This window comes from Elioraea sp. Yellowstone (assembly GCF_006704265.1).
Taxonomy (GTDB): domain Bacteria; phylum Pseudomonadota; class Alphaproteobacteria; order Acetobacterales; family Acetobacteraceae; genus Elioraea.
This window is the reverse complement of the sequence record NZ_VIKA01000011.1, coordinates 21,441-45,426: the sequence shown is the minus strand read 5'-3', so window position 1 is coordinate 45,426 and position 23,986 is coordinate 21,441. Positions and strand designations below refer to the sequence as shown.

Sequence of the window (23,986 nt, the reverse complement as noted above, 5' to 3'; positions counted from 1 at the left end):
CCGCCTGGTCGCGCGCGGCCGCCGAGCCGGCGCCGCGGGCGTAGAGCTCCTGGGCGCGGCGCGCGGTCGCCTGGGCGAGCGCGAGCTCGGCCTCGGCCTGGGCGAGCTCGGCCCGCGGGATCTGATCGTCGAGCCGCACCAGCACCGTGCCCGCGGTGACGACGCTGCCCTCCGCGAAGGCGATCTCGGCCACCCGGCCGGCCACCTCCGGGCGCAAGGCCACGCTCTCGTTGGCGCGCAGCGTGCCGATCGCCGTCACCTCCTCGGCGATGCGCTCGACCGAGACGGGCTCGGCGAGGACGGGGACGGCGAGCCCGGCCGGCGGGCCGCCGCCGGCGCGCGAGGCGTTCGCCGCCTGGTGGAGCTGCTGGCGGAACTGCCACAGCCCGAACCCGCCGCCCGCGAGGATCGCGGCCGCCAGCACGGCGACGATGAAGCGACGCATGGTGATGTCTCCGGTCACGCAAGGCGGGTCGGGTCACGAAAGGCGGGCCGGGATGACCCCGACCCGCCCCCGCTGAACTATACGGTTCAGTTTAGGCGTGCGGTCTCGCCACCGCAACCCCGGCGTGGCGACGGGGCGGCCTGTGGCGGCTACAGGGGTGCTGCCAGCCCGACCAGCGCCGCCGCCTCGTTCACCTGCGCCACGGTGCGCGGGTCGAGCGGCACGCCCTCGACGGCGCGGCGGCGGCGGGTCGCGGCCTCCGGCTCGCCCGGCAGCATCACCGGCCGGGCCGGATCGACCGGCGGGGCGGAGGTCACCCAGGCGGCATAATCGGCGATCGCGCGCGCAAGCCAGGCCGGCTCGGCCGCCTGCTCGACCGCCACGGCGACGATCATCAGGTTGTTGCCGCCCTGCTCGTCCGAGCCCGGCGGGGGGTAGTCGGCGCCGCCGCCCGAGAGCATGCCGGCGAGCAGGTCGGTGAACACATTGAGCGCATAGCCCTTGTGGCCGCCGAACGGGATCATCGCCCCCTCGGGCGGGCCGAAATAGGCGTTCGGGTCCCGCGTCGGCGTTCCGTCGGCAGCGATCACCGCCGGGTCGGGCAGCAGTTCGCCCCTGTTGCGCGCCACCCGCAGCTTGCCGACCGCGTAGTAGGAGGTGGAGAAGTCGAGCACCACCGGGGGCGCGGGCGGACGCGGCATGCCCATCGCGATCGGGCTCGCGCCGAGGCGGCGACCGATGCCGCCCCAGGGCGCGATCACGCCGCCGCCCGGGCGGGGCGCGTTGCAGAAGATCACGGTCGCCATGCCGCGCGCGGCGGCGCGCTCGGCATAGGCGCCGAGCCGGCCGACATGGCCCGCGCGGCGCAGCAGCACGGTCGCCGAGCCGGCGGCCGCAGCCATCGCACAGGCGCGGTCGGTCGCGGCGTTGGCGAGCGGCTGGCCGAGCCCCATCGCCCCGTCCAGCACCGCGAGCGCCGGCGCCTCGCGCACCACCTCGGGCGTGCGTCCGGCGTGGAAGTAGCCGCGCCGCAGCGCCTTCACGTAGGGCAGCACGCGGATCACGCCATGGCTGTCGTGGCCGCAGAGATTGGCCTCGGCCAGATGCTCGGCGACGGCAGCGGCCTCGTCGGCCGGGCAGCCGACGGCGCGAAACACCGCCTCGGCCGCCGCGCGCAGCCGCGCCACGTCGTACAGCTGCGCCTCCGCGAGGATCTCGGTCATCGGCTCAGCCCTGCGCGGGCGCCCAGGCGGGGCGGCGTTTCTCGCGGAAGGCGGCAAGCCCCTCCTTCCCCTCGGCCGAGGCGCGCTGCATCGCGCTGTCATGCGCGAGCCAGGACATCGTCGCCTCGTCGAGCGCCCAGCCGGTAGCGCCGAGCATGGACGCCTTCGCGCGCGCGACCGCGCCGGGAGCCGCCATCAGCGCCTCCGCCACGATCTCGTCCACGCGCGCATCGAGCCGGTCGGCCGGCACCACCTCGTGCACGAGGCCGATGCGCAGCGCCTCGGCCGCGCCGAAGCGCTCGCCGGTGAGCGCATAGCGGCGCGCCTGCCTGAGGCCGAGCGCATGCACCATGTGCGTGCTGATCGGCGTCGGCGCCACACCCACGCGCACCTCGGTCAGGCCGAAGATCGCTCCCTCCTCGGCGATCGCGATGTCGCAGCAGCAGACCACGCCCGCGCCGCCGCCGAAGCAGCCGCCGCGCACCTTGGCGACGGTGATCTTGGGCAGCTCGTTCAGCATCCGCATCGTGCGCGTGGTCGCCATCGAGGCGCGATAGGCACGCTCCGGCGGATACTCGGCCGCGCGCGCGAGCCAGGCGAGATCCGCCCCCGCCTGGAAGTGCCTCCCCTGCCCCGCGATCACGACGACGCGCACGGCGGCGTCGGCGGCGAGCCGCGCGAGCCCCTCCTGCAGCGCGGCGAGCATCTCCTCGTCGTAGGCGTTGTTGACCTTCGGCCGGTTCAGCGTGACCCACGCCACGCCGTTCCCCCCGATCTCCGTCAGCACCGGTGCCGTCGCGTCCATGCGTCCTCCCCTCTCCGCCACCATCCTGCGCCGGCGGGACGGTCCGCGGAACCCGCGCCGATGCAGCCCGACTATTCGGCGGGCTGGGGCGAAGCCGCACCCCGTTCGATCGCGGCGAGCCGGCGCGCGATCTCGCCCGAGGGGCGGGTCAGCGGGGCGAGCAGCAGGTAGAGGGCCGGGATCGCGAACAGCGTGATCAGCGTCGAGAGCCCCATGCCGCCGATCACCACCACCCCGAGCGCCTGCCGGCTCTCCGCTCCCGCGCCGGTCGCGGCGGCGAGCGGCCAAGCGCCCAGGATGGTGGCGATCGTCGTCATCAGGATCGGCCGGAGCCGCGCCACCGAGGCCTCGAGCACCGCCTCGCGCACGGCGCGGCCCTGGTCGCGGAGCTGGTTGGCGAACTCGACGACCAGGATGCCGTTCTTCGCCATCAGCCCGATCAGCAGGATCAGCCCGATCTGGCTGAAGATGTTGAGCGAGAGGCCGAGCACGTAGAGGGCGGCGAGACCGCCCGTCACCGCGAGCGGCGTCGAGAGCAGGATGATGAAGGGATGGACGAAGCTCTCGAACTGCGCGGCGAGCACCAGGAAGACGATCAGCAGGGCGAGGCCGAAGGTGACGTAGAGCGCCGAGGAGCTCTCCTTGAACTCGCGGCTCTGGCCGCGCCAGGTGAAGCGCGCCTCGGGCGGCAGCACGTCGATCGCCGCCGCCTCCACCGCCTCGAGCGCCTCGCCAAGGCTGGCGCCCGGCGCGAGGCTCGCGGTCACCGTGATCGAGCGCAGACGGTCCTCGCGGTTGAGCGACTGCGGGCGGGCGCGTTCGGCGAGCGTGATCAGGTTCGCAAGCGGCACGAGCTCGCCCGACCGGGTGCGCACGAAGATGTTCTGCAGGTCGTGCGGCGTCGCCCGGTCGGCCGGCTCCGCCTGCAGGATCACCTTGTATTCGTTGCCGCGCTCGACATAGGTGCCCACCTCGCGCGCCCCCAGCATGGTCTCGATCGTGCGCCCGATGGTCTCGATCGAGATGCCGAGATCGGCCGCGCGCCGGCGATCGATGCCGACGCGCATCTCGGGCTTGGTCTCCTTGAAGTTGCTGTCGATGTTCACCAGCAGGGGGCTCTCGCGCAGCCGCTCCATCACCGCATCGCGCCACTGCACCAGCGTATCGTAGTCGGGGCCCTGCAGGACGAACTGGATCGGCGCCTGGAAGCCGCGGCTTCCGAGCGAGCCGGGATTGACGGCGAAGGCGCGAACGCCCGGGATGGCCGCGACCTTGGGGAAGATCTCGGCGGTCAGGTCCTGCTGCTTGACGGTGCGGCTCTGCCACGGCGCGAGGCGCAGGAACACGTTGGCGGTGTTCGAGATCGCCGGCCGGCCGAAGCCGCCGATCGAGGCGAACACGATCACGCCGTCCCCACGCTCGACATAGGGAAGGAGGATGTCCTCGACCTTCGCCACGTGCTCGCGGGTGTAGGCGAAGGAGGCGCCCTCGGGCGCCGTGATCGGCACGACGACGACGCCGCGATCCTCGACCGGGGCGAACTCCTTGGGCAGTGCCACGAACAGCGCCACCGCCACCAGCGACACGCCGACCGACCCGGCCAGCACCAGGATCGGCGCCCGCAGGCTGCGCTCGAGCGCCCAGCGGAAGCCGCGGTTCAGCCCGACGAAGGCGGGCTCGGTCCAGCGCACGAGCCGCCCGTCGGCCGCGTGCGGGCGCAGGAGCTTCGAGCACATCATCGGCGTCAGGCTGAGCGCGACGAAGCCCGAGACCAGAACCGAGGCGGCGAGCGCGAAGCCGAACTCGCTGAACAGCCGCCCCGTCTGGCCCTCCAGGTAGGAGATCGGCAGGAACACCGAGACCAGCACCAGCGTGGTCGCGACCACCGCGAAGGCGATCTGCCGCGCGCCACGGAAGGCGGCGACCAGCGGCTGTTCGCCCTCCTCGATGCGGCGGTGGATGTTCTCGAGCACGACGATCGCGTCGTCGACGACGATGCCGATCGCCAGCACCATGCCGAGCAGCGTCAGCACGTTGAGCGAGAAGCCGAGCGCCGCGAGCGCGATGAACGAGCCGATGATCGAGACCGGGATCGCGACCGCCGGGATGATCGTGGCGCGCCAGGACCGGAGGAACAGGAAGATCACGCCGATCACCAGCGAGAGCGCGATCATCAGCGCGTGGAACACCTCGTAGATCGACTGGGCGATGAACAGGCTCTCGTCGTAGCCGTAGACGATCCTGATGCCCTCGGGCAGGGCGGGCCTGAGCCGTTCGACCTCCGCCTTCACCCCGTTCGCGACCGAGAGCGTGTTCGCGGTGGACTGGCGCTGGATGCCCAGTCCGACGCCGGTCTGGCGCATCACGCGGAGTTCGCCGCGGTCGTCCTCCGGCGCGATCTCGACCCGTGCGACGTCGCCGAGCAGCACCTGCGTGCCTCCCCGCTGCGCGACGACGATCGAGCGGAACTGCTGCGGCGTGGCAAGCCGCGTGTCCGTGCGCACGCTGAACTCGCGCGCGCTGCTCTCGAGCCGTCCCCCGGGCAGCTCGACATTCTCGCGCCGGATCGCGTTCTCGACGTCCTCGACCGTCAGCCCGCGCGCGGCAAGCGTGCGGCGGTCGAGCCAGATGCGCATGGCGAAGCGCCGTTCGCCGCTGATGACGACGTTCGCCACCCCGTCCACGGTGGAGAGCCGATCGACCATCAGCGTGCGCGCGATGTCGGTCAGCTCCATGCCGGTGTGGCGGTCGGAGACCAGCGTGACCCACAGGATGGCGCGCGCATCGGCGTCCTGCTTGGCGACCACCGGCGCATCGGCCGTGTCGGGCAGCCTGGTCAGCGCGCGCGCGACACGGTCGCGCACATCGTTCGCTGCGGCGTCGATGTCGCGCGTCAGGCGGAACTCGATCACCACCCGGCTGCGCTCGTCGCGCGACTCCGAGGAAATGATGTTGATCCCCTCGATGCCCGCGATCGCGCCCTCGATGATCTCGGTCACCTGGGTCTCGACCACGGGGGCGGCGGCGCCGCGGTACTGGGTGGTGATCGAGACGATCGGCGGATCGATCTGCGGCAGCTCGCGCACCGGCAGCTTGGTGAAGGCGGCGAGCCCCAGCACCACCACGAGCAGGCTCATGACGGTGGCGAAGACCGGCCGCTTGATCGAAACGTCGGAGAGGACCATCGCCCCGTCCCGTGCCTGCCCGCGCGAAGGATCAGCTCATCGGCCGGCGCAACACCTCGGTGACGTGCACCGGCATACCGTTGCGCAGCCGCTGCAGACCGCGGACCACCACCTGGTCGTCGGCGGCGATGCCGCTCAGCACCTCGACCTCTCCCTGCGTGCGCATGCCGAGCCGCACCTCCTGGCGCACCGCGCGGCCGTCGCGCACGGCGAAGACGAAGGTGCGGTCACCCACCGGGTCGATCGCCTCCTCCGGCACCAGCAGCGCCACCGGGCGCTCGGCAAGGGTGAGGGCGATGTTGAGGAACAGGCCGGGCTTCAGGGTCTCGTCCGGATTGGGGAACTCGGCGACCGCGCGCACCGTCCGCGTCGCGGGATCGATGCGCGTATCGACCACGGTCACCTCGCCCTCGAAGCGCCGGTCGTCGTACGCGCTCGAGGTCGCGACCACGCGCTGGCCGACCGCGAGGCGGGCGACATGCACCTCGGGCACCGCGAACTCGACGCGCAGCCGCGCGAGGTCGTCGAGCGTGGTCACCGCCGTGCCCGGCTGGATCAGCGCGCCGAGGCTCACCTGGCGCAGCCCGACGCGGCCCGAGAAGGGGGCGATGATCTTCATCTCCTCGACCCTTGCCGCGGCCTCGCGCACCTGGGCCTCGGCCTGGCGCAGCGCCGCCTCGAGCTGGTCGATCTGCGCCTCCGCCACCGCCTGGGTGGCGCGCAGCCTGCGGGCCCGGTCGAGCTTGGTGCGCGCATCGTCGGCGGCCGCGCGCGCCCGATCGAGCGCGGCGACCTGCTGGCTGCGGTCGAGCTCCACCAGGATGTCGCCGGCAGCGACCTTCTGGCCCTCCTCGAAGCGGATGGCGGCGACGATGCCCGAGACGCGGCTGGTGACGGTCACGGCCTCGCGCGCGCGCGCGGTGCCGATGCTCTCGATCCGCTCGACCACGGCGGCTTGGCGCACCGGCGCGGTGACCACCTGCACGCGCGCGCCCCCCGCCGGGCGGTTCGCGTTCGCCTCCGCGACCGGCCGAAGCCCGACCAGCACCAGCGGGTCGGGCAGCCCCAGACGGGCGCCGTAGAGGTACCAGCCGGCGCCCAGGCCGGCCACCACCGCGACGACCGCGATCTGCGATGCGCTTCGCATCGACGCCAGACTCCCCTGGATCCGCGGGGAAGATGGCACCGCGGCCGGTTGGGAACAATCTCCTTTCCGGTCACGAAGCCGCGGCGGGGTGTGACGAAGTGTTGCCGCACCGGAGCGCCCGCCACACGCGTTCGGGCGTGGCGGGCATCGGCAGTGGCAGCGCCGCCTCCGGCACGCCGGCGGAACGGAGCGCGTCCGCGACCGCGTTCATCGCTGCCGGCAGGCTGCCGGCGCAGCCCGCCTCGCCGCACCCCTTCACGCCCAGGGGATTGGTCCGGCAGGGAATCTCCACCGTCTCCCAGTCGATCGCGGGCAGGTCGTCGGCGCGCGGGACGGCGTAGTCCATGAAGGAGGCGGTCGCGGTCTGGCCGGTCTCGGGGTCGTAGCGCATGTCCTCGAGCAGCGCCTGGCCGACACCCTGGGCGATCCCGCCCGTCACCTGGCCGCGCAGGGTCAGCGGGTTCACCACGACGCCGAAATCGTTCACCGCCGTGTAGCGCTCGAGCCGGACCACCCCGGTCGCCGGATCGATCTCCACCTCGGCGACGTGGCAGCCGTTCGGGTAGTTCGGCACGCGCTGGACCGGGTGGGCGGAGGCCTCCAGCCCGAGGCTCTCGTCCTCGGGCACCATGGCGGGGTTCCACGCGGCGGCCGCGACCTCGGCGATGCCGACCGCGCGGTCGGTGCCGGCGATGCGGAAGACGCCGCGCTCGGCGACGATGTCCTCGGCCGCCGCCTCGAGCAGGTTGGCCGCGATCCGGCGTCCCTTCGCCTCGATCGCCTCGGCGCAGCGATAGAGCCCCACCCCCGTGACCGTCAGCGTGCGCGACCCGGCCGTGCCCGAGGCATAGCCGGTGACGTCCGAATCGCCCTGAACCACGCGGATGCGCTCGAAGGGCACGCCGAGCCGGTCGTGCAGGATCTGCGCGAATACCGTCTCGTGCGGCTGGCCGTTCGAGACCGCGCTCAGCGTCACGGTCACGCCGCCCTGACGGTCGAACGCCACCTGCACGCGGTTGTCGCGGAAGCCGGAGGGCTCGACATAGACGCCGAAGCCGAGGCCGCGCAGGAGCCCGCGCGCCTCCGCCGCGCGGCGACGGGCGGCGAAGCCCGCGCGGTCGGCGAGCGCGAGCGCACGCTCCATCACGGCCGCGAAATCGCCGCTGTCGTAGGTCTGCCCCGTCGCCGTGCGCCAGGGCATGGCCGAGGCGGGCACGAGGTTGCGCCGGCGCAGTTCGGCCGGGTCCAGGCCGATCGCCGCGGCCGCCGCGTCCATCGCCACCTCCAGCGCACAGGCCGCCTCCGGCTTGCCGGCGCCGCGATAGGCATCGACCGGCGCGGTGGTGGTCAGGAACCCCTCGCTCAGCACGTGGAAGGCCGGGATCGCGTAGGGCCCGACGGCGATGCGCGGGCCGCCGATCGTGCCCACACCGGGGCCGAAGCCGACGCAGTAGGCGCCGAGATCGGCGGCCCAGGTCCAGCGCACGGCGGTGATGCGCGCCTCGGCATCGAGCGCGAGCGCGACCGTGATCTCGTGGTCGCGCCCGGCGCTGTCGCTGACGAAGGCCTCCGTGCGCTCGGCCTGCCAGCGCACCGGACGGCCGAGCGCCTGCGCCGCGTGCAGGAGCGCGACATGCTCGGGATAGGCATGGTTCTTCATGCCGAACCCGCCGCCGACATCGGGAGTGACGATCCTGAGCGCCTGCGGTGCGACACCGAGCGCGCCGCGCGTCAGTTCGCCGTGCGCCTCGGTGGTGCCCTGGGTGGCGGCGAGCAGGGTCCAGCGGCCGAGCGCGGCATCCCAGGAGGCCACCGCGCCGCGCGTCTCGAGCGGGGCGACCGCGACGCGGTTGATCCGCACCGGCACCGAGACGGCATGCGCCGCCGTCGCGAAGGCGCGCTCGACGGCGGCGGCGTCGCCGGCCTGCCAGCGATAGGCGCGGTTGCCCGGCACCTCGTCGTGGATCGCGGGCGCCGTCCGTGCCTGCCCGATGCCGATCACGGGATCGAGCGGCCCCCATTCCACCGTCACGGCCTCGGCGCCGTCGCGCGCCGCCGCGAGCGTCTCGGCCACCACCATCGCCACCGCCTCGCCGACGAAACGCGCACGATCGTGCGGCAGGGCGAGGCGCGGCGGATAGCGCGCGGGACGGCCATCGTCGCCGGTGAGAGGCAGGTCGCACGGCAGGGCGCCGCGCCCGGCGGCGCGCAGGTCAGCGCCGGTGACGACGGCGACGACACCGGGCACGGCACGCGCCGCCGCCGCGTCGATCGCGACGATCCGGGCATGGGCGTGCGGCGAGCGGACGAACACCGCATGCAGCGCATCGGGCGGGGCGAGGTCGTCCACGTACCGGCCCCGGCCGCGCAGGAGGCGCGGGTCCTCGGTGCGGCGCACCGGCTGGCCGATGCCGAAACGACGCGGAACCCCCTCGTGCATGTCAGGCGGCGATGCGGATGCAGCGCGCCATGTGCTCCGGTACCGGCCGCTTCTCGGCAGGCACGGCGGCGCGGCAGGCATCCTCGGCGTGGGGACAGCGCGGGGCGAAGGCGCAGCCGGGGGGCAGCCGCGCGAGATCGGGCGGCGCGCCCGGGATCGCGGCGAGCCGCACCCCGCGCAGACCGGCGTGCACGGTGCTGCCCATCAGCCCCTGGGTATAGGGATGCAGAGGACGCTTCATCACCTCCTCGACCATGCCGGACTCGACGAAGCGGCCGGCATACATCACCGCCACCCGGTCGGCGATCTCGCCGGCCACGCCGAGATCGTGGGTGACGAGGATCACGCCCATGCCGAGCTCGCGCTGCAGCCTGCGCAGGAGCAGCAGGATCTGGATCTGCACGGTGGCATCAAGCGCGGTGGTGGGCTCGTCGGCGAGCAGCAGCCGCGGCCGGCAGGCGAGCGCGATCGCGATCATCGCCCGCTGGCGCAGCCCCCCCGAGAGCTCGTGCGGGTAGTTGCCGAGCCGCCGCTTCGCCGACGGGATCTGCACCAGTTCGAGCAGTTCGAGCGCGCGCCGGTCGGCCTCGGCGCGGGATGTGCCCTCGTGGCGGATGATGGTCTCGGCGATCTGGGTGCCGATGGTGAACACCGGATCGAGCGCGGTCATCGGCTCCTGGAAGATCATCGACGCCACGCCGCCGCGGAAATCCTCGAGCGCGCGCGGGGGAAGCGCGAGCACGTCGTGGCCGGCGATGCGGATCGCGCCCTCGATCACCGCCTTGCGCGGCGGCAGCAGCCGCATCAGCGCGCGCAGCGTTACCGACTTGCCTGAGCCGGACTCGCCCAGGATCACCAGCACCTCGCCGGCGGCGAGGTCGAAGGAGACGCCGTTCACCGCATGCACCGTCGCCTCCTTCGAGACGAAGCGCACGGAGAGGTCGCGCACCGCGACCAGCGTGTCGGTCACGGCCGGGCGGTCGAGCGCCGTCGCCTGCATCGCGACCTCCGTCACGCGGCGCACGCCGCGGCGCGGCTGTGGCCCGAGCCCGGCACGGTCATGTGGCAGGCGGCGAGATGCGTCTCGCCCGCCGCGTTCGCCGCAAGCGTCGGCGTCACCGCGGCGCACACCGGCTCGGCCCATGCGCAGCGCGTGCGGAAGCGGCAGCCGGAGGGCGGGTTGATCGGGTTCGGCGGATCGCCGGTGAGCGGCGGCTCGGTCATGCGCCGCGCGGGGTCCATCGACGGGCGCGAGGCGAGCAGCGCCCGGGTGTAGGGGTGGCGCGGCGCGCCGTAGATGCTCTCGACCGGCCCGATCTCCACCACCTGGCCGAGATACATCACCAGCACGCGGTCGGAGATGAACTGCACCACGTTCAGGTCGTGGCTGATGAAGACGTAGGTGAGGCCGAACTCGCGCTTGAGGTCGACCAGCAGGTTCAGCACCTGCGCCTCGACCGACTTGTCGAGCGCGCTCACGGGCTCGTCGAGCACGATCACGCGCGGCTCGAGCGCGAGCGCGCGGGCGATGTTCACCCGCTGACGCTGCCCGCCCGAGAGCTCGTGCGGATAGCGCCGGGCGAACTGGTCCGGCGCCAGCCCCACCGCGGCGAGCAGCTCGCGCGCCCGGGCCCGCGCCTTCGCCTTCGGCACGCCGTGCACGGTGGGAGCGAAGGCGATCGTGTCCTCGATCGGCAGGCGCGGGTTCAGCGAGGCGTAGCTGTCCTGGAACACCATCTGGATCTGCCGGCGCATCTCGCGCAGCGACATCCCGCCCGGCCCCACCGGCTCGCCATCGAAGATCACCTCGCCGGCATCCGGCTCCATCAGCCGCATCAGCAAGCGCGCCGTGGTGGACTTGCCGCAGCCCGACTCGCCGACGATGCCGAGGGTCTCGCCCTTCATCACCGCGAAGCCGATCCCGTCCACCGCCTGCACCGTGCCGACGGCGCGACCGAACAGCCCGCCCTTGAGCGGGAAGTAGCGCCTGAGCCCGCGCACGATCAGCAGAGGCTGGGCTGGGCCGCCGCGATCGCGCGCGTCGGCGGAGGCGGTGTCGGTGGCCATGGAACAAGTCTCTCCGGTCCCGCGCAGCGAGGCAAGCGACGTGCCAAGGATCGGGTTGTCTGGTGCCCCGCCTCCACCTAGCATCCGCCCGGCGAAGGAGTGCCCGATGCGACCGCTGTTCGTCCTCATCAAATGCGAGATGGGCCGCGCCTACGAGACCGCGCGCGAGGCCGTGGACCGGATCGAGGAGGTGAGCGAGATCTACTCGATCTCCGGCCAGTACGACCTGCTCGGGAAGTTCTACCTCGCCCCCGACCAGGACCCCGGGCTGTTCGTCACCGAGACCGTGCAGCGCCTGCCGGGGGTGAAGGACACCTTCACCCTGATCACCTTCAACGCCTTCTCGGGGGCCGGCGCGGCACGCTGAGCGTGCCTGTTCCGTCGGCACGCCTGGTCGCGATCCAGGCACGCACGCTCGCGGTCGCGATCGCCGGGGGGTATGTCGCGCATCTGCTGCACGTGCCGCTGGCCTGGATGATCGGCGCGATGGTGGCGGTGGCGGCGGTCGCCTTCGCCGGGCGCGAGGTCGCGGCGGCCACGCTCGCCAGGCCCGTGGCGATGCTGGTGCTCGGCACGGGGCTCGGCCAGACCTACACGCCGCCCGTGCTGCGGGCACTCGCAAGCAGCCTGCCGGCGCTGATCCTCGCCGGCGTGGGCTCGATCCTCGCCGGCGCGGCGGCGAGCCGCATGACCGCACGAATCGCGCGGATCGACACCAAGACCGCCTATTACGCCTCCGTCCCGGGCGGGATCATCCTGATGGTGATGCTGGCCGCACGCGCCGGGCTCTCGGTGCCGACGGTGACGCTGATCCAGACGCTGCGCATGGTCCTCGTGGTGCTGACCTTCCCGCCGCTGCTGGTCGCCTTCGTCGAGCCGGGGGTGGACGTGTTCAGCCTGGTGCCCGTGCCGGTGGCATGGCCGATGCTGCCGCTGCTGTTCGCGCTCACCACCGCCGGCGCCTTCGTGCTGCGGCGTTTCGGCATCGCCAATGCGTGGATGTTCGGCCCCGTCTGCGTGTCGCTCGTGCTCGCGCTGCTGGAGCGGCCGCTCTCAGGCGTGCCCGGCGTGCTGATCGACGCCGCACAGGTGCTGATGGGCTGGTCGCTGGGCACGCGCATGAACCGCGACATCATCCTGCGCTCGCGTCATCTGGCGCTCGCCTCGATCGCGGCGACCGGGCTGCTCGCGCTGCTCTGCCTGCTGGTGGCGGTCGCCGTGGCGTTCACCTTCGGCCTTCCCGTGGCGGCGGCGATCCTCGGCACCGCGCCGGGCGGACTGCCGGAGATGGCGATCACGGCGAAGGTGCTCAATCTCGGCGTGCCGCTGGTGCTCGGCTTCCACCTGGTGCGGATCTTCCTCTGCAACCTGTTCGTCGAGCAGCTCTACCGCCTCTATGCGTGGGTGGAACGGAAGCTCGGCCTTCCCACCTAGCGTGCGTGCAGGAGCCCCCAGGCGGCGGCGAACAGCGCCCCGTCCGGCTCGGCCCAGGCGTCCTGCGCGGTGAAGTGGTTGCGGCCGGGCAGCTCGAGGGCCGCCACCGCCGCGCCCTGCTGCGCCCAGCGGCGCGCGAAGCCGTGGGTCTGGCGCAGGAACTCGGCACTCTCCGCCCCGCCCACCGCCGCGATCACGCGCAGCCCCCTGGGCGGGACGAGATAGAGCGCCGAGAGCCGCGTCGCCTCGGCGAGGTCGAGCCGCAACGCGACGTTCAGCGAGGTCGCGAGCAGCGGCGGCAGCTCGAACACCCCCGACGAGGGCAGCACGCCGACGAAGCGGAGATCCGCAAGCCCGCGGGTCGCCCAGTCGGTCGCCGCCAGCGTCGCGGCGAGATGCCCGCCAGCGGAGTGCCCTCCCACCAGCCAGCGCCGCGAGAGCCCGAGCGAAGGCGCCTCCCGCCAGAGCGCGGCGATCGCGGTCCGCACGTCCTCGATCAGCGCGGCGAGGCTGACCTCGGGGCAGAGCGGATAGCCGGGCATCGCCACCGCGACACCGCGCGCAAGCCACGGTGTCGCGATCCAGGCGACATCGCGCCGGTGCCGGAGCTGCCAGTAGCCGCCGTGGATGAACACCAGCACGGGCGGATCGCTGACGCCCGGCGGCAGATAGACGTCGATCGCGCGCCGCTCGCCCTCGCCATAGGGCAGGACGCGCGGCGGATGCGCGGCGAGCGCTGCCGCCATGGCATCGGCCCAGCGCGCGTCGATCGCCGGGAAGTCGGGCACCGCCGTGACGGTCGCGTACTGCTTCTCGAGCCAGCCGTATCCGGGATCGCCCATCGTCATACTCCCAGCATGCCGTGGAGCAGCGCCTCGTCCGAGAGCAGTGCGGCACCCGTACCCTGCCAGGCCACACTGCCCTTCTGCAGCACGACGAAACGATCCGCCAGCCGCGCGAGCGCGCGCACATCCTTGTCCACCACCAGGATGGAGAGCCCCTCCGCCTTCAGCCGCGCGAGCACCGCCCAGATCTCGGCGCGCACCAGCGGCGCGAGACCCTCGGTCGCCTCGTCGAGGATCAGCAGGCGCGGGTTGGTCATCAGGGCGCGCCCGATCGCCAGCATCTGCTGCTCGCCGCCCGAAAGCGTGCGCGCGGGCTGCGCCGCGCGTTCCTCGAGGCGCGGAAAGAGGGCGAAGACGCGCCGCTCGTCCCAGCCCCTGCCGCGCGCGGTGGCGACAAGGTTCTCGCGCACGGAGAGCGTGGGGAACACCTGCCTTCCCTCGGGCACCAGCCCGATGCCGCGGCGCGCGATGCGGTGCGGCGGGTCGGTCGAGACGTCGCGCCCGTCGAAGACGATCCGCCCGCCGCGCGCGACCAGGCCGAGGATCGCGCGGATCGTCGTCGTCTTGCCCATGCCGTTGCGGCCGGCCAGCGCCACCACCTCGCCCGCGCCGAGACGGAGATCGATCCCGAACAGCACCTGGCCCGGACCGTAGGCGGCGGTCACGCCGGCGAGCTCAAGCATCGGCGATCTCGCCGAGATAGGCCTCGCGCACGGCGGCATCCGCGCGGATCGTGTCGGGCGCGCCGGAAGCGATCACGCGCCCCTCGGCCATCACGGTGATGCGGTCGGCGAGGCGGAACACGGTGTCCATGTCGTGCTCCACCAGCAGCATCGCCACCCTGCCCTTCAGCGCCGCGAGCCGTGCGGCCATCTCGGCGGTCTCGGCCGGGCCGAGCCCGGCGGCGGGTTCGTCGAGCAGCAGCGCGCGCGGGCGCGCCGCCATCGCCACCGCGAGCTCGAGCTGGCGCTGCTCGCCGTGGCTCAGCAGGCCCGCCGGGACATGCGCGCGCTCGGCCAACCCCGCCATCACCAGCGCGGCGTCGGCGCGCGCGGCCAGGGTCGCGAGGCTGTCGGCGCGGCGGAGGAAGTGGAACGGCGTGCCGACGCGCGCCTCCACCGCCAGCATCACGTTGCGCCGCGCCGAGAACTCGGCGCAGAGCTGGGTGAGCTGGAAGGTGCGGCCGAGGCCCCGCAGGGCGCGGCGCGACACCTTGAGCCGCGTCACATCCTCGCCGGCGAAGGCGACGCGGCCCGCATCGGGCAGGATCTCGCCCGCGATCAGCGCGAGCAGCGTCGTCTTGCCGGCGCCGTTCGGCCCGATCACCGCGTGGCACTCTCCGGAGACGAGATCGAGCGAGACGTCGGCGACCGCAGCGAGCGCGCCGAAACGCTTGCTCAGCCGCTCGACCTGCAGCAGCGGCTCAGCCATGCGCGGGCGCCCGCACGACCTGGCCCCAGAGGCCGCGCCGGAAGAACAGCACGCAGGCGAGCAGCAGCGGCCCGAGCACCAGCATCCAGTGCTCGGTGACGGCGGAGAGCTCCTCCTCGAGCAGAAGGAGCGCGAAGGCGCCGAGCACCGGGCCGAACAGCGTCCCCTGCCCGCCCAGGATCACCATGATGATCAGCTCGCCCGAACGCTGCCACGACAGGAGATCGGGCGAGACGAAGCCGGCCTGGTTGGCGAGCACCGCGCCGGCGAGCCCCGCCACAGCACCCGAGATGGTGAAGGCGACGAGGCGGATGCGGAACACGGGATAGCCCAGCGCACGCATGCGCCGCTCGTTCTGCCGCGCGCCGCGGAGCGCGAGCCCGAACCGCGCCTCCATGCTGCGCTGCGCGATCGTGAGGAAACCCACCAGCAGCACGAGGGCGACCCAGTAGAGCGGCTGGTCGCCGTCCAGCGGGAGATCGAACAGGCGATGCCGCGCGGGCAGCATCAGCCCGTCCGTGCCGCCGTATTCCGGGATCGCGAGGACGAGGAAATAGACCATCTGCGCGAAGGCGAGCGTGATCATGATGAAGTGCACGCCGCGCGTGCGCAGGCTCACCGCGCCGATCAGGAAGGCGAGCGCGCCGGCGGCTAGCGCGGCCGCCGGGAAGGCGATCAGGGCGTCGAGACTGCCGTCGATCTCCACCGGCCAGCGTAGGAGCGGCGTGGCCGCGCCGGCATGATGGATCAGCGCCCCGGCGACATACGCGCCAGTGCCGAGGAACGCGCCATGGCCGAAGCTCACGAGCCCGCCATAGCCCAGCACGACATCGAGCGCCGCCGCGCCGAGCCCGTAGGCGAGCATGCGCGTCAGCGTCGGCAGGAGCCAGGCGCGGTCGAGGGCGGTCAGGACGAACGGGGCGGCCACCAGGACGGCAAGTCCCGCCTGCGCCGCGATCCAGCCGCGGCGCACATGCGGCGGCGCCGGCTCACGCATGGCGCGGCACCAGTCCCTGGGGCCGGATCGCCAGCACCACGGCCATCAGCAGATAGACCGCGACCGCCCCGAGATTCGCCGCCACCTGGTCGGCCGCCGAGGGCGGCAGCACCTCGCGCACCGCCACCGGCAGCACGGCGCGCGAGAGCGTATCGACCAGCCCCACCAGCACGGCGCCCGCCATCGCCCCGCGCACCGAGCCGAGCCCGCCGACCACCACGACGACGAAGGTCAGGATCAGGATCTGCTCGCCCATGCCCACCTGAACCGCCAGCAGCGGCCCCGCCATCATGCCGGCGAGCCCCGCGAGCGCGCCGCCGATCGCGAACACCAGCGCGAACAGCGCCTGGATGTTCACGCCGAGCGCCTGGACGATCGCGCGATGCGTGGTGCCTGCGCGGATCAGCATGCCGAGCCGCGTGCGCGCGATCAGCCACCAGAGGAACGCCGCCGCCGCGAGGCCGGTGCCGATGATCGCGAGCCGGTAGGCGGGGTACGGAACGCCGGGGATGATCTCGACGCTGCCGCCGAATGCCTCGGGCGTGCCGAGGAAGATCGGCTGCGGCCCCCAGACGATCTTCACCGATTCGTTGGCGATCAGGATCAGCGCGTAGGTGGCGAGCACCTGATCGAGATGGTCGCGCGCGTAGAGGCGGCGGATCAGGGTCAATTCGAGCGCGAGTGCAACGAGCGCGCTCGCGGCCATGCCGGCCAGCATGCCGAGCGCGAAGGAGCCCGTGCGTGCCGTGACGGTCGCGCCCGCGAAGGCGCCGATCATGTAGAGCGAGCCGTGCGCCAGGTTGATCACACCCATCACGCCGAAGATCAGCGTGAGGCCGGCCGCCATCAGGAACAGCATCACCCCGAGGGTGAGGCCGTTGAGCGCCTGTTCGAGGAGGAGAAGGGAATCCATGAAGAAACCGGTAGGACTACGCTAGTCCCCCCGCTCCCCCCTGCACGGAGCGCCGCTCCCCTTGGCCGCGACCCGCGGCTCCCGGCCAACGGGAGATGGCCCCTCCGCAGGGAGGCCGGGGGACCGGCGCGGTCCCCCGGGCTCTCACGTCAGCTTGCACTGCGCCGCATACGCGTCCTGGTGGTCCTCGAACGCCGTGCCGATCGTCCTGTTCACGATCCGGCCCTTCTCGTCCTTCACCACCTCCCGCATGTAGATGGTCTGGATCGGGTGGTTGTTGTTGCCGAACCGGAACCTGCCGCGCACCGACTGGAAATCGGCCCTCTTCAGCGCCGCCGCGAACGCCGCCCGGTCGCCCACGCGCCCGCGCGTGGCCGCGATCGCCGAGCCGATCAGCAGCGCCGCGTCGTAGCCCTGGCTGGCGTAGAGGCTCGGCAGCCGGCCGTACTCGCGCTCGAAGGTATCGACGAACTGGCGGTTCGCCGGCACCGGCAGGTCGAGCGCCCATTGCGAGGAGTTGAAGCAGCCGAGCGCATCCTCGCCCACCGCCGGGAACACGTCCTGGTCGAAGCTGAAGCCCGGCCCGTAGAGCGGCACCCGCTCGCGCAAGCCTGCGGCTGCGTATTGCTTGATGAAGTTGATGCCCAGGCCCCCGGGCAGGAAGATGTAGACGGCCTCGGGACCCGCAGTGCGGATCGCCGCGAGTTCGGCCGCGTAGTCGAGCTGATCGAGCCGCGTGTACTGCTCGGCGACCACCTCGCCCCTGAAGAAGCGCTTGAATCCGGTCAGCGCATCCCGTCCGGCGGGGTAGTTCGGCGCCACGAGATAGGCGCGCCGCTTGCCCTGCTGCGTGACGTACTGGCCCACCGCCTCGTGCAGGTTGTCGTTCTGCCAGGCGACGTTGAAGTAGTTCGCGTGGCATGCCTCGCCGGCGAGCTGGCTCGGCCCGGCATTGGCGCTGATGTAGGTGGCGGCCGGCAGAACCACCGGCGCGACCGCCAGCATCACGTTCGAGAACACGATTCCCGTCAGCACCTGGATGCGCTCGCGCCGCACCATGCGTTCCGCGATCGCGCGGCCGTTCTCGGGACGCAGCGCGTCGTCCGCGATCACCACCTCGACCGGCAGCCCGCCCAGCCGCCCGCCGGCGTTCTTGACCACCAGGTTGAACCCGTCGCGGATGTCGTTGCCGAGCGCTGCCCCAGGGCCTGACAACGTGGTGATCATGCCGATCCGGATCGGTCCGGACTGCGCGAGCGCCGGTGTCGCAAGCGCCAATGGCACGGCGGCCGAAGCGCCGAGCAGATCCCGTCGGGTGCATGACATGGTGAACCTCCCCCTCTCGTCGATCGGCGTCTCAGGCCGACGGAACGGCCGTGCCGATCATGCAGTCGCGCGTGACCAGTCCGGCCAGCCGCGCCTCGTCCCATCCCTCGGTCCCCTCCGGACGGCGCGGCAGCACGAGATAGCGCAGATCGGCCGTGCTGTCGTGCACGCGCACCGCCACGCCGTCCGGCAGGCGCACGCCGAACTCGGCGAGCACCGCGCGCGGCTCGCGCACGGCGCGCGAGCGGTACTCGAAGCTCTTGTACCAGTCGGGCGGGATGCCGAGCAGCGGCTTCGGGTAGCAGCTGCACAGCGTGCAGACGATCATGTTGTGCACGGACTCGGTGTTCTCGACGACGTAGAGCGGGGTCGTCCCCATCTCCACGCCGAACTCGCGCACCGCGGCGCTGCCGTCGGCGAGCAGCCGCGCCTTGAAGTCCGGATCGGTCCAGGCGCGCGCCACCACCTTGGCGCCGAGCGCAGGCGTGATCGTGTCCATCCGTTCGACCTGGCGCGCGACCTCGCCCGGCGCGAGCACGCCCGCCTCCTCCAGCAGCTCGCGCAGCGCCCGCGCGCCCAGGGCGGCCCGCGACCCGAAGGACGGATCGTCGGGCGCGTGGTCGTGCCCGTGATGGTGCGGCCCGTCATGCGGCATGGGCCGGCTCCAGCCAGTGCTCGTACAGCTCGACATCGACGGTGTCCGAGGGATCGCCGTCGTACTGGTCCCAGACCGAACGGAGCGGGAAGCGCACGCGATAGAGCACCTGCTCCGGCAGCCCGTCCTCGCCGACCGCGAGCCCCTCGGGGTTGCGGAACGGCCCCATCACCTCGGCGACCGTGCCGGCGAGCCCGCGCACGTAGTGCGGCGTGCGGATGTGCTGCCGGCCGAGGCTGATCGCGGGGCGGTCGCGCGCGACGCGCACCGTCGCGCCGGGCGCGTAGCGCGCGCTCACCGCTTCGCCTCGAGGGCCGCGACGCGCGCGGCGAAGGAACCGGGCGGGATCACCCCGTCCTTCTCCATGGTCCAGGCGATGCTGGCGAGCCAGCGCTCGTAGTAGCTCAGGCGGCGGTAGTCCTCGGCCGGCAGCTGCTCGATGCCGAGCCGCAGCTTGTCCGCCGACATCAGCCCCTTCTGGCCGAGCACGGTGCGGATCGCGTCCACCTCCTTCTCCCACGGCGCGAGCACGTGCTCCGCGCGCGGCACCGGGCCGGCGGGATCGCCGCCGATGTCGTGATGGCCTCGATCGGTCTCGCTCATGGCACGACTCTAGGGGGTGGCGTGCGGTCCGGGCAATGTCAGGCCGCCCGCCCGACATGCGCCAGCATGTCCGCCCCGGGAAGGGTGTGGATCGGCGGCGCCTTGGCGAGCGCCTCGAGATCGGGGATCGGCCGGCCGCAGCGCTCGATCCGCGCCGTCGCCCGCTCGATCGCGGCTGCCGCGGCGAGCAGGAACGCATCTCCCCGGCGCGGCCCGACGATCTGCAGGCCGAAGGGCAGGCCGTTCGCATCCACCCCGCAGGGCAGGATGATCGCCGGATGGCCGGCGAGGGTGACGGCGTAGGGCAGGGCCAGCCAGTGGTAGTAGGAGCGGAGCTTCACTCCGTCGATCTCCATCGGCGCGAGCTCGGTCCAGGGCCTGGGCTGGACCGTCATGCCGGGGGTGATGATCAGGTCGAAGTCCTTGAAGAAGGCGTGGAAGCGCCGCGCGATCGCGGTCTGCGCGGCATGGGCGCGGGCGTGATCCTCGAGCGTGTATCTGAGCCCCTCCTCGACATTGGCGATGACATTGGGGCCGAGCACATGCCGCCTGCTGCGATAGGCCGGCAGATGCCTGGCGAGCACGCCTTCCGCGCGCAGCACGGCGAAGGCGTCATCGGCGCCGGTCATGTCGGGGCTCGCCTCGGCCACGGTGCCGAACACGTGGCGGATGCGGCCGATCCGATCCCGGAACAGGCCGCGCACCTCCTGCGAGGTCGGGCAGAAGCCGAAATCCTCCGTCACCGCGACGCGCAGTGTGCCCGGGTCGATCTCCCTGAGAGGATGGAACGATGTCGGGTCGACTGGGCCGGAGAGCGGATCGCGCGGATCGTCCGCCGCCATCGCCGAGAGCATCAGCGCGAGATCGGGCACGGTGCGCGCCATCGGCCCGAGCACCGAGAGCGGCGTCCAGCCGAGCCCGCGCTTCTCCGAGGGCACGAGCCCGGGCGTCGGGCGGTAGCCGACGATGCCGCAATAGGCGGCCGGGTTGCGCAAGCTGCCGCCCGTGTCGGAGCCGGTAGCGATCGGTACCATGCCGGTGGCGAGTGCTGCGGCCGAACCGCCCGAGGAGCCGGCGGCGTTGTGCGTCGGGCGGAACGGATTGCCGGTCGGCCCGTAGACCGGGTTCACCGAGTTCGCGCCGAGACCGAACTCCGGCACATTGGTCTTGCCGAGCACCACCGCGCCGGCGGCGCGCAGATTGGCGACCATGCCGCAATCGGCCTCGGGGACGAAGGTCTCGAACTGGCGGCTGCCATAGGTGGTGCGCAGTCCCTTCGTCTCGTCGAGATCCTTCACGCCGAGCGGCAGGCCGTGCAGCGGGCCGAGCGTCGCCCCGGCCATCACCGCCTTCTCCGCCGCCTGTGCGGCTTCGCGCGCGGCCTTCTCGTCCATCGCCACGATCGCGTTGATGGCAGGGTTCACCGCCTCGATCCGCTTCAGGCAGGCATCGAGCAGATCGACCGGGCTGATCGCCTTGCGCCCGATCAGGCGGCGGAGCTCGATCGCGGTGAGGTCGCAGAGCGCGGTATCCGTCATGGCGTTTCCCCGAGTTCGGTCCGGTAGAGATCGTACGTCGTGCGGTCGAAGCAGGCGAAGGTGACGTCGACCTCGCCCTGCGCGGCGAGGTCCTCGCGCACGGCGCGCACGGCGACGCGCACCGCCTGGTCGGGTGGATAGCCGTAGATGCCGGTGGAGATCGCGGGGAAGGCGATCGAGCGGAGCCCCGCCGCGCGCAGCCGCGCGAGGCTCGCGCGGTAGCAGGAGGCGAGGAGCCCGGGTTCCCCTGCCCCGCCGCCGTGCCACACCGGGCCGACCGCATGGATCACGTGCCGCGCCTTGAGCCGGAATCCGGGCGTGATCACGGCCTGCCCTGTGCGCACCGGCGCAAGGGGGCGGCAGGCCTCCCAGAGCTCCGGCCCGGCGGCGCGGTGGATCGCGCCGCACACTCCGCCGCCCGGCAGCAGGTGCTCGTTCGCCGCGTTGACGATCGCGTCGAGGTCGAGCGTGGTGATGTCGCCCTGCCAGGCGCGCAGCGGCATTCAGAACCCCATCGCGCAGCCATCCTTGCGCGGATCGGACGCGCCCACGAGCGAGCCGTTCCTGTGGTCGATCCAGATCGCCTGGCCGCCGCCATGCGGCTTCTCGGCGAGCCTCGGCGTGTGGCCCAGGCGCGCGAGCCGATCCACGGTCGCCGGCGGGATGCCGCGCTCCACCTCCACCGCGCCCGAGCGCGGGAACAGGCGCGGCGCATCGAGGGCCTCCTGCACGTCCATGCCGTGGTCGAACAGGTTGGCGAGCACGCTCGCATGGCCGAAGGGCTGGTAGTGCCCGCCCATCACGCCATAGGGCATCACCGCGCGGCCGTCCTGCATCACCATGCCAGGAATGATCGTGTGCATCGGCCGCTTGCCGGGCGCGATGCAGTTCGGATGGCCGCGCTCGAGCCGGAAGCCGAAGCCGCGGTTGTGCAGCATCACGCCGGACTTCGGCGCCAGGATGCCCGAGCCGAACCCCTCGAACAGCGAGTTGATGAAGCTGCACGCGTTGCCTTCGCCATCGACCACGCAGAGATACACGGTGTCCGCGTGGGCGGGCAGGATCTCCGCCATGCCGGCGGGGGGGAGCTCGCGCATCGCCCGCTCGGGGTCGATCGTGCGCGCGAGTGCCGCGAGATAGTCGGGCGACAGCAGCCGCTCGACCTCGACCTTCTCCTGCGCCGGATCGGCGAGGAACGCATCGCGGTCGCGGTAGACCAGCCGCCCGGCCTCGATCGCGGCGTGCCAGCGCTCGGCCGACATCGCCTCCGCGGCCGGCTCCAGCCGGTCGAGCACGCCCATGAGCATCAGCGCGATCAGGCCGGAGCCGTTGGGCGGGCACTGCACCACCTCGTAGCCGCGGAACGTGCCTCGGATCGGGGTGACGAACTCGGCGGTGGCGTCGGCGAAGTCCTCCTCGGTGTGCAGCCCGCCGAGGCTGCGCAGCTTCGCCACCATGTCCGCGGCGATCGCACCCTCGTAGAACGCCTTCGCCCCGTCCTTGGCGATCGCGCGCAAGGTTGCGGCGAGCTCCGGCTGGCGGAACACCTCGCCCGGCTTCGGCGCCGCGCCGTCGTGCAGGAACCGCGCGCGGCTGTCGGGGTCGGCCGCGAGCTTGTCGCGTGCCGCCGCCCAGTCCCACGCCACGCGGTCATGCACCGGGTGGCCCTCCTCGGCGAGCCGGATCGCCGGTTGCAGCACGGCGTCGAGGCCCTTGCGGCCGTGCCTCGCGAGCAGCGCCTCCCAGGCCCGCACCGCGCCGGGGATCGTCACCGCATGGGCGCTGCGGGGATCGAGCGCGGTGATGCCCTGCGCCTCGAACCAGTCGATCGTCGCCGCGGCCGGCGCCTTGCCCGAGCCGTTCATGGCGATCACCTCGTTCGAGCCCGCGGGCGCGTAGAGGCAGAAGCAGTCGCCGCCGATGCCGGTGGATTGCGGTTCGACCACGCAGAGCACCGCGCAGGCAGCGACCGCGGCGTCGAGCGCATTGCCGCCCGAGCGCAGGATGTCGAGCGCGGCGAGCGTCGCTACCGGCATCGAGGTCGCGGCCATGCCGTTCACCCCCCGCGCGGGGCTGCGGCCGGGAAGGTGGAAGTCGCGCATCGTCCTCTCCTTCGCGGCCGCGTTCAGAGGCAGGTCATCCCGCCGTCGATCAGCAGGCTGGCGCCGTTGATCAGCGCCGCCGCCGGCGAGGCGAGGAACACGGCGGCGCCCATCACGTCCTCCACCTGGCCGATCCGGCCGAGCGGGATCGCACGCACCATCCGGGTCAGGAACGCCTCATCGCCGAGCAGCCCGGCGGTCAGCGGCGTCTCGATGAAGGTGGGACAGATCGCGTTGACGCGGATGCCGTGCGGGCCGAGCTCCACCGCCATCGCCTTGGTCAGCCCCTCGATCGCGTGCTTGGTGGCGGTGTAGACGGATCGGTTCACACCCGCAACATGACCGTTCACGGAGGAGAGGTTGATGATCGCACCTGCCTTGCCGGCCGCGACCATGCCCTGCGCCACCGCCTGCGCCACCGTCACGGCGGCGCGCACGTTCAGGTCGAGCAGCGCATCGATGGAGGCGTCCTGGGCTTCGAGGAAGGGCTCGCGGATATTCGTGCCGGCGTTGTTGAGCAGGATGTCGAAGGGTCCCGCCCCGGCGACGACGCGGCGCACCGCGGCGCGATCCGTCACGTCCAGCGCGACCGCGACCGCCCTCGGCAGCCCGCGGCCGGCGATCGCCGCGACCGTCGCGTCCATCTCGTCCTTCGCGCGCGCCGCCAGCACCACCTCGGCCCCGGCCTCGGCGAAGGCGATCGCGATCGCCCGGCCGAGCCCGCGCGAGGCCCCGGTCACGAGCGCCCGCTTGCCGTCCAGCCGGAAGCTGGGCGTGGTCGGAACCCGGGTCTCGGACGAGGCAACGGCCATGGCTGGACTTGCTCCCCT

General features: G+C 72.7%; 23 protein-coding genes. 2 read left to right on the top strand and 21 right to left on the bottom strand.

Translation table 11 applies throughout. The features are described from left to right. The 8 genes from FK498_RS03485 to FK498_RS03450 form a co-directional block, all read right to left on the bottom strand. Window positions 1-445 (bottom strand): biotin/lipoyl-binding protein (locus tag FK498_RS03485; RefSeq protein ID WP_141851567.1); only part of this gene is annotated, 445 nt, incomplete at its 3' end. Window positions 446-594: 149 nt separating this feature from the next. Then, window positions 595-1,668: an Ldh family oxidoreductase gene (locus tag FK498_RS03480; protein WP_161988300.1), complete on the bottom strand. Its 1,074-nt coding sequence runs from the start codon at window positions 1,666-1,668 to the stop codon at window positions 595-597. A 4-nt stretch (window positions 1,669-1,672) separates the two neighbouring features. Next, window positions 1,673-2,473 carry an enoyl-CoA hydratase-related protein gene (locus FK498_RS03475; protein WP_141851563.1) on the bottom strand — a complete coding sequence of 267 codons (801 nt, stop codon included), beginning with the start codon at window positions 2,471-2,473 and terminating at the stop codon, window positions 1,673-1,675. Window positions 2,474-2,544: 71 nt separating this feature from the next. Then, window positions 2,545-5,658 carry an efflux RND transporter permease subunit gene (locus FK498_RS03470; protein ID WP_141851561.1) on the bottom strand — a complete coding sequence of 1,038 codons (3,114 nt, stop codon included), beginning with the start codon at window positions 5,656-5,658 and terminating at the stop codon, window positions 2,545-2,547. 31 nt (window positions 5,659-5,689) lie between these two features. Beyond that, window positions 5,690-6,805: an efflux RND transporter periplasmic adaptor subunit gene (locus FK498_RS03465; RefSeq protein WP_141851559.1), complete on the bottom strand. Its 1,116-nt coding sequence runs from the start codon at window positions 6,803-6,805 to the stop codon at window positions 5,690-5,692. 70 nt (window positions 6,806-6,875) lie between these two features. Then, the gene (locus tag FK498_RS03460; protein ID WP_141851557.1) at window positions 6,876-9,245 is read right to left on the bottom strand and encodes a xanthine dehydrogenase family protein molybdopterin-binding subunit; all 2,370 of its coding nucleotides are present in this window, start codon (window positions 9,243-9,245) and stop codon (window positions 6,876-6,878) included. 1 nt (window position 9,246) lies between these two features. Next, window positions 9,247-10,245 carry an ABC transporter ATP-binding protein gene (locus FK498_RS03455; RefSeq protein WP_141851555.1) on the bottom strand — a complete coding sequence of 333 codons (999 nt, stop codon included), beginning with the start codon at window positions 10,243-10,245 and terminating at the stop codon, window positions 9,247-9,249. 11 nt (window positions 10,246-10,256) lie between these two features. Beyond that, window positions 10,257-11,312, bottom strand: coding sequence for an ABC transporter ATP-binding protein (locus FK498_RS03450; protein WP_141851554.1), 1,056 nt, complete (start codon window positions 11,310-11,312; stop codon window positions 10,257-10,259). 106 nt (window positions 11,313-11,418) lie between these two features. Here FK498_RS03450 and FK498_RS19170 point away from each other — a divergent pair, with 106 nt between their 5' ends. After that, window positions 11,419-11,679 carry an Lrp/AsnC ligand binding domain-containing protein gene (locus tag FK498_RS19170; protein WP_161988299.1) on the top strand — a complete coding sequence of 87 codons (261 nt, stop codon included), beginning with the start codon at window positions 11,419-11,421 and terminating at the stop codon, window positions 11,677-11,679. Between the two features lie 2 nt (window positions 11,680-11,681). Next, entirely contained in the window at window positions 11,682-12,746 is a 1,065-nt protein-coding gene (locus tag FK498_RS03445) for an AbrB family transcriptional regulator (protein WP_161988298.1), read from the top strand. On the opposite strand, the gene FK498_RS03440 is transcribed toward FK498_RS03445, so the two are convergent. The 13 genes from FK498_RS03440 to FK498_RS03385 all read right to left on the bottom strand — a co-directional run bounded on the left by FK498_RS03440 (window position 12,743) and on the right by FK498_RS03385 (window position 23,968). Beyond that, window positions 12,743-13,588 carry an alpha/beta hydrolase gene (locus tag FK498_RS03440; protein WP_161988297.1) on the bottom strand — a complete coding sequence of 282 codons (846 nt, stop codon included), beginning with the start codon at window positions 13,586-13,588 and terminating at the stop codon, window positions 12,743-12,745. The two genes, FK498_RS03445 and FK498_RS03440, sit on opposite strands and share 4 nt — an antisense overlap. Before the next feature lie 2 nt (window positions 13,589-13,590). After that, window positions 13,591-14,274 (bottom strand): ABC transporter ATP-binding protein, encoded by a 684-nt coding sequence (locus FK498_RS03435; protein ID WP_141851547.1) that lies wholly within the window; start codon window positions 14,272-14,274, stop codon window positions 13,591-13,593. After that, complete coding sequence (locus FK498_RS03430; protein WP_141851545.1) at window positions 14,267-15,022, bottom strand: ABC transporter ATP-binding protein; 756 nt, start codon at window positions 15,020-15,022, stop codon at window positions 14,267-14,269. Before FK498_RS03430 ends, FK498_RS03435 begins: the two co-directional genes overlap by 8 nt. Next, complete coding sequence (locus tag FK498_RS03425) at window positions 15,015-16,019, bottom strand: branched-chain amino acid ABC transporter permease (RefSeq protein ID WP_141851543.1); 1,005 nt, start codon at window positions 16,017-16,019, stop codon at window positions 15,015-15,017. Before FK498_RS03425 ends, FK498_RS03430 begins: the two co-directional genes overlap by 8 nt. Next, the gene (locus FK498_RS03420; RefSeq protein ID WP_141851541.1) at window positions 16,012-16,932 is read right to left on the bottom strand and encodes a branched-chain amino acid ABC transporter permease; all 921 of its coding nucleotides are present in this window, start codon (window positions 16,930-16,932) and stop codon (window positions 16,012-16,014) included. The genes FK498_RS03425 and FK498_RS03420 overlap by 8 nt, the downstream gene beginning before the upstream one ends. Window positions 16,933-17,076: 144 nt before the next feature. After that, the gene (locus FK498_RS03415) at window positions 17,077-18,258 is read right to left on the bottom strand and encodes an ABC transporter substrate-binding protein (protein ID WP_237560820.1); all 1,182 of its coding nucleotides are present in this window, start codon (window positions 18,256-18,258) and stop codon (window positions 17,077-17,079) included. A gap of 31 nt (window positions 18,259-18,289) precedes the next feature. Further along, window positions 18,290-18,913, bottom strand: a complete 624-nt coding sequence (gene nthA, locus FK498_RS03410; protein ID WP_141851539.1) for a nitrile hydratase subunit alpha — start codon at window positions 18,911-18,913, stop codon at window positions 18,290-18,292. Next, window positions 18,903-19,211, bottom strand: a complete 309-nt coding sequence (locus tag FK498_RS20180; RefSeq protein WP_370510870.1) for an SH3-like domain-containing protein — start codon at window positions 19,209-19,211, stop codon at window positions 18,903-18,905. The genes nthA and FK498_RS20180 overlap by 11 nt, the downstream gene beginning before the upstream one ends. Further along, entirely contained in the window at window positions 19,208-19,516 is a 309-nt protein-coding gene (locus FK498_RS20175; protein WP_370510868.1) for a nitrile hydratase, read from the bottom strand. Before FK498_RS20175 ends, FK498_RS20180 begins: the two co-directional genes overlap by 4 nt. 38 nt (window positions 19,517-19,554) lie before the next feature. Continuing rightward, window positions 19,555-21,054, bottom strand: a complete 1,500-nt coding sequence (locus FK498_RS03400) for an amidase (RefSeq protein ID WP_141851535.1) — start codon at window positions 21,052-21,054, stop codon at window positions 19,555-19,557. Beyond that, window positions 21,051-21,557 (bottom strand): O-acetyl-ADP-ribose deacetylase, encoded by a 507-nt coding sequence (locus tag FK498_RS03395; protein WP_141851533.1) that lies wholly within the window; start codon window positions 21,555-21,557, stop codon window positions 21,051-21,053. Before FK498_RS03395 ends, FK498_RS03400 begins: the two co-directional genes overlap by 4 nt. Continuing rightward, window positions 21,558-23,156 (bottom strand): gamma-glutamyltransferase, encoded by a 1,599-nt coding sequence (gene ggt, locus FK498_RS03390; protein WP_141851531.1) that lies wholly within the window; start codon window positions 23,154-23,156, stop codon window positions 21,558-21,560. 23 nt (window positions 23,157-23,179) lie between these two features. After that, complete coding sequence (locus FK498_RS03385) at window positions 23,180-23,968, bottom strand: SDR family NAD(P)-dependent oxidoreductase (RefSeq protein WP_141851528.1); 789 nt, start codon at window positions 23,966-23,968, stop codon at window positions 23,180-23,182. Window positions 23,969-23,986 lie beyond the last annotated feature (18 nt).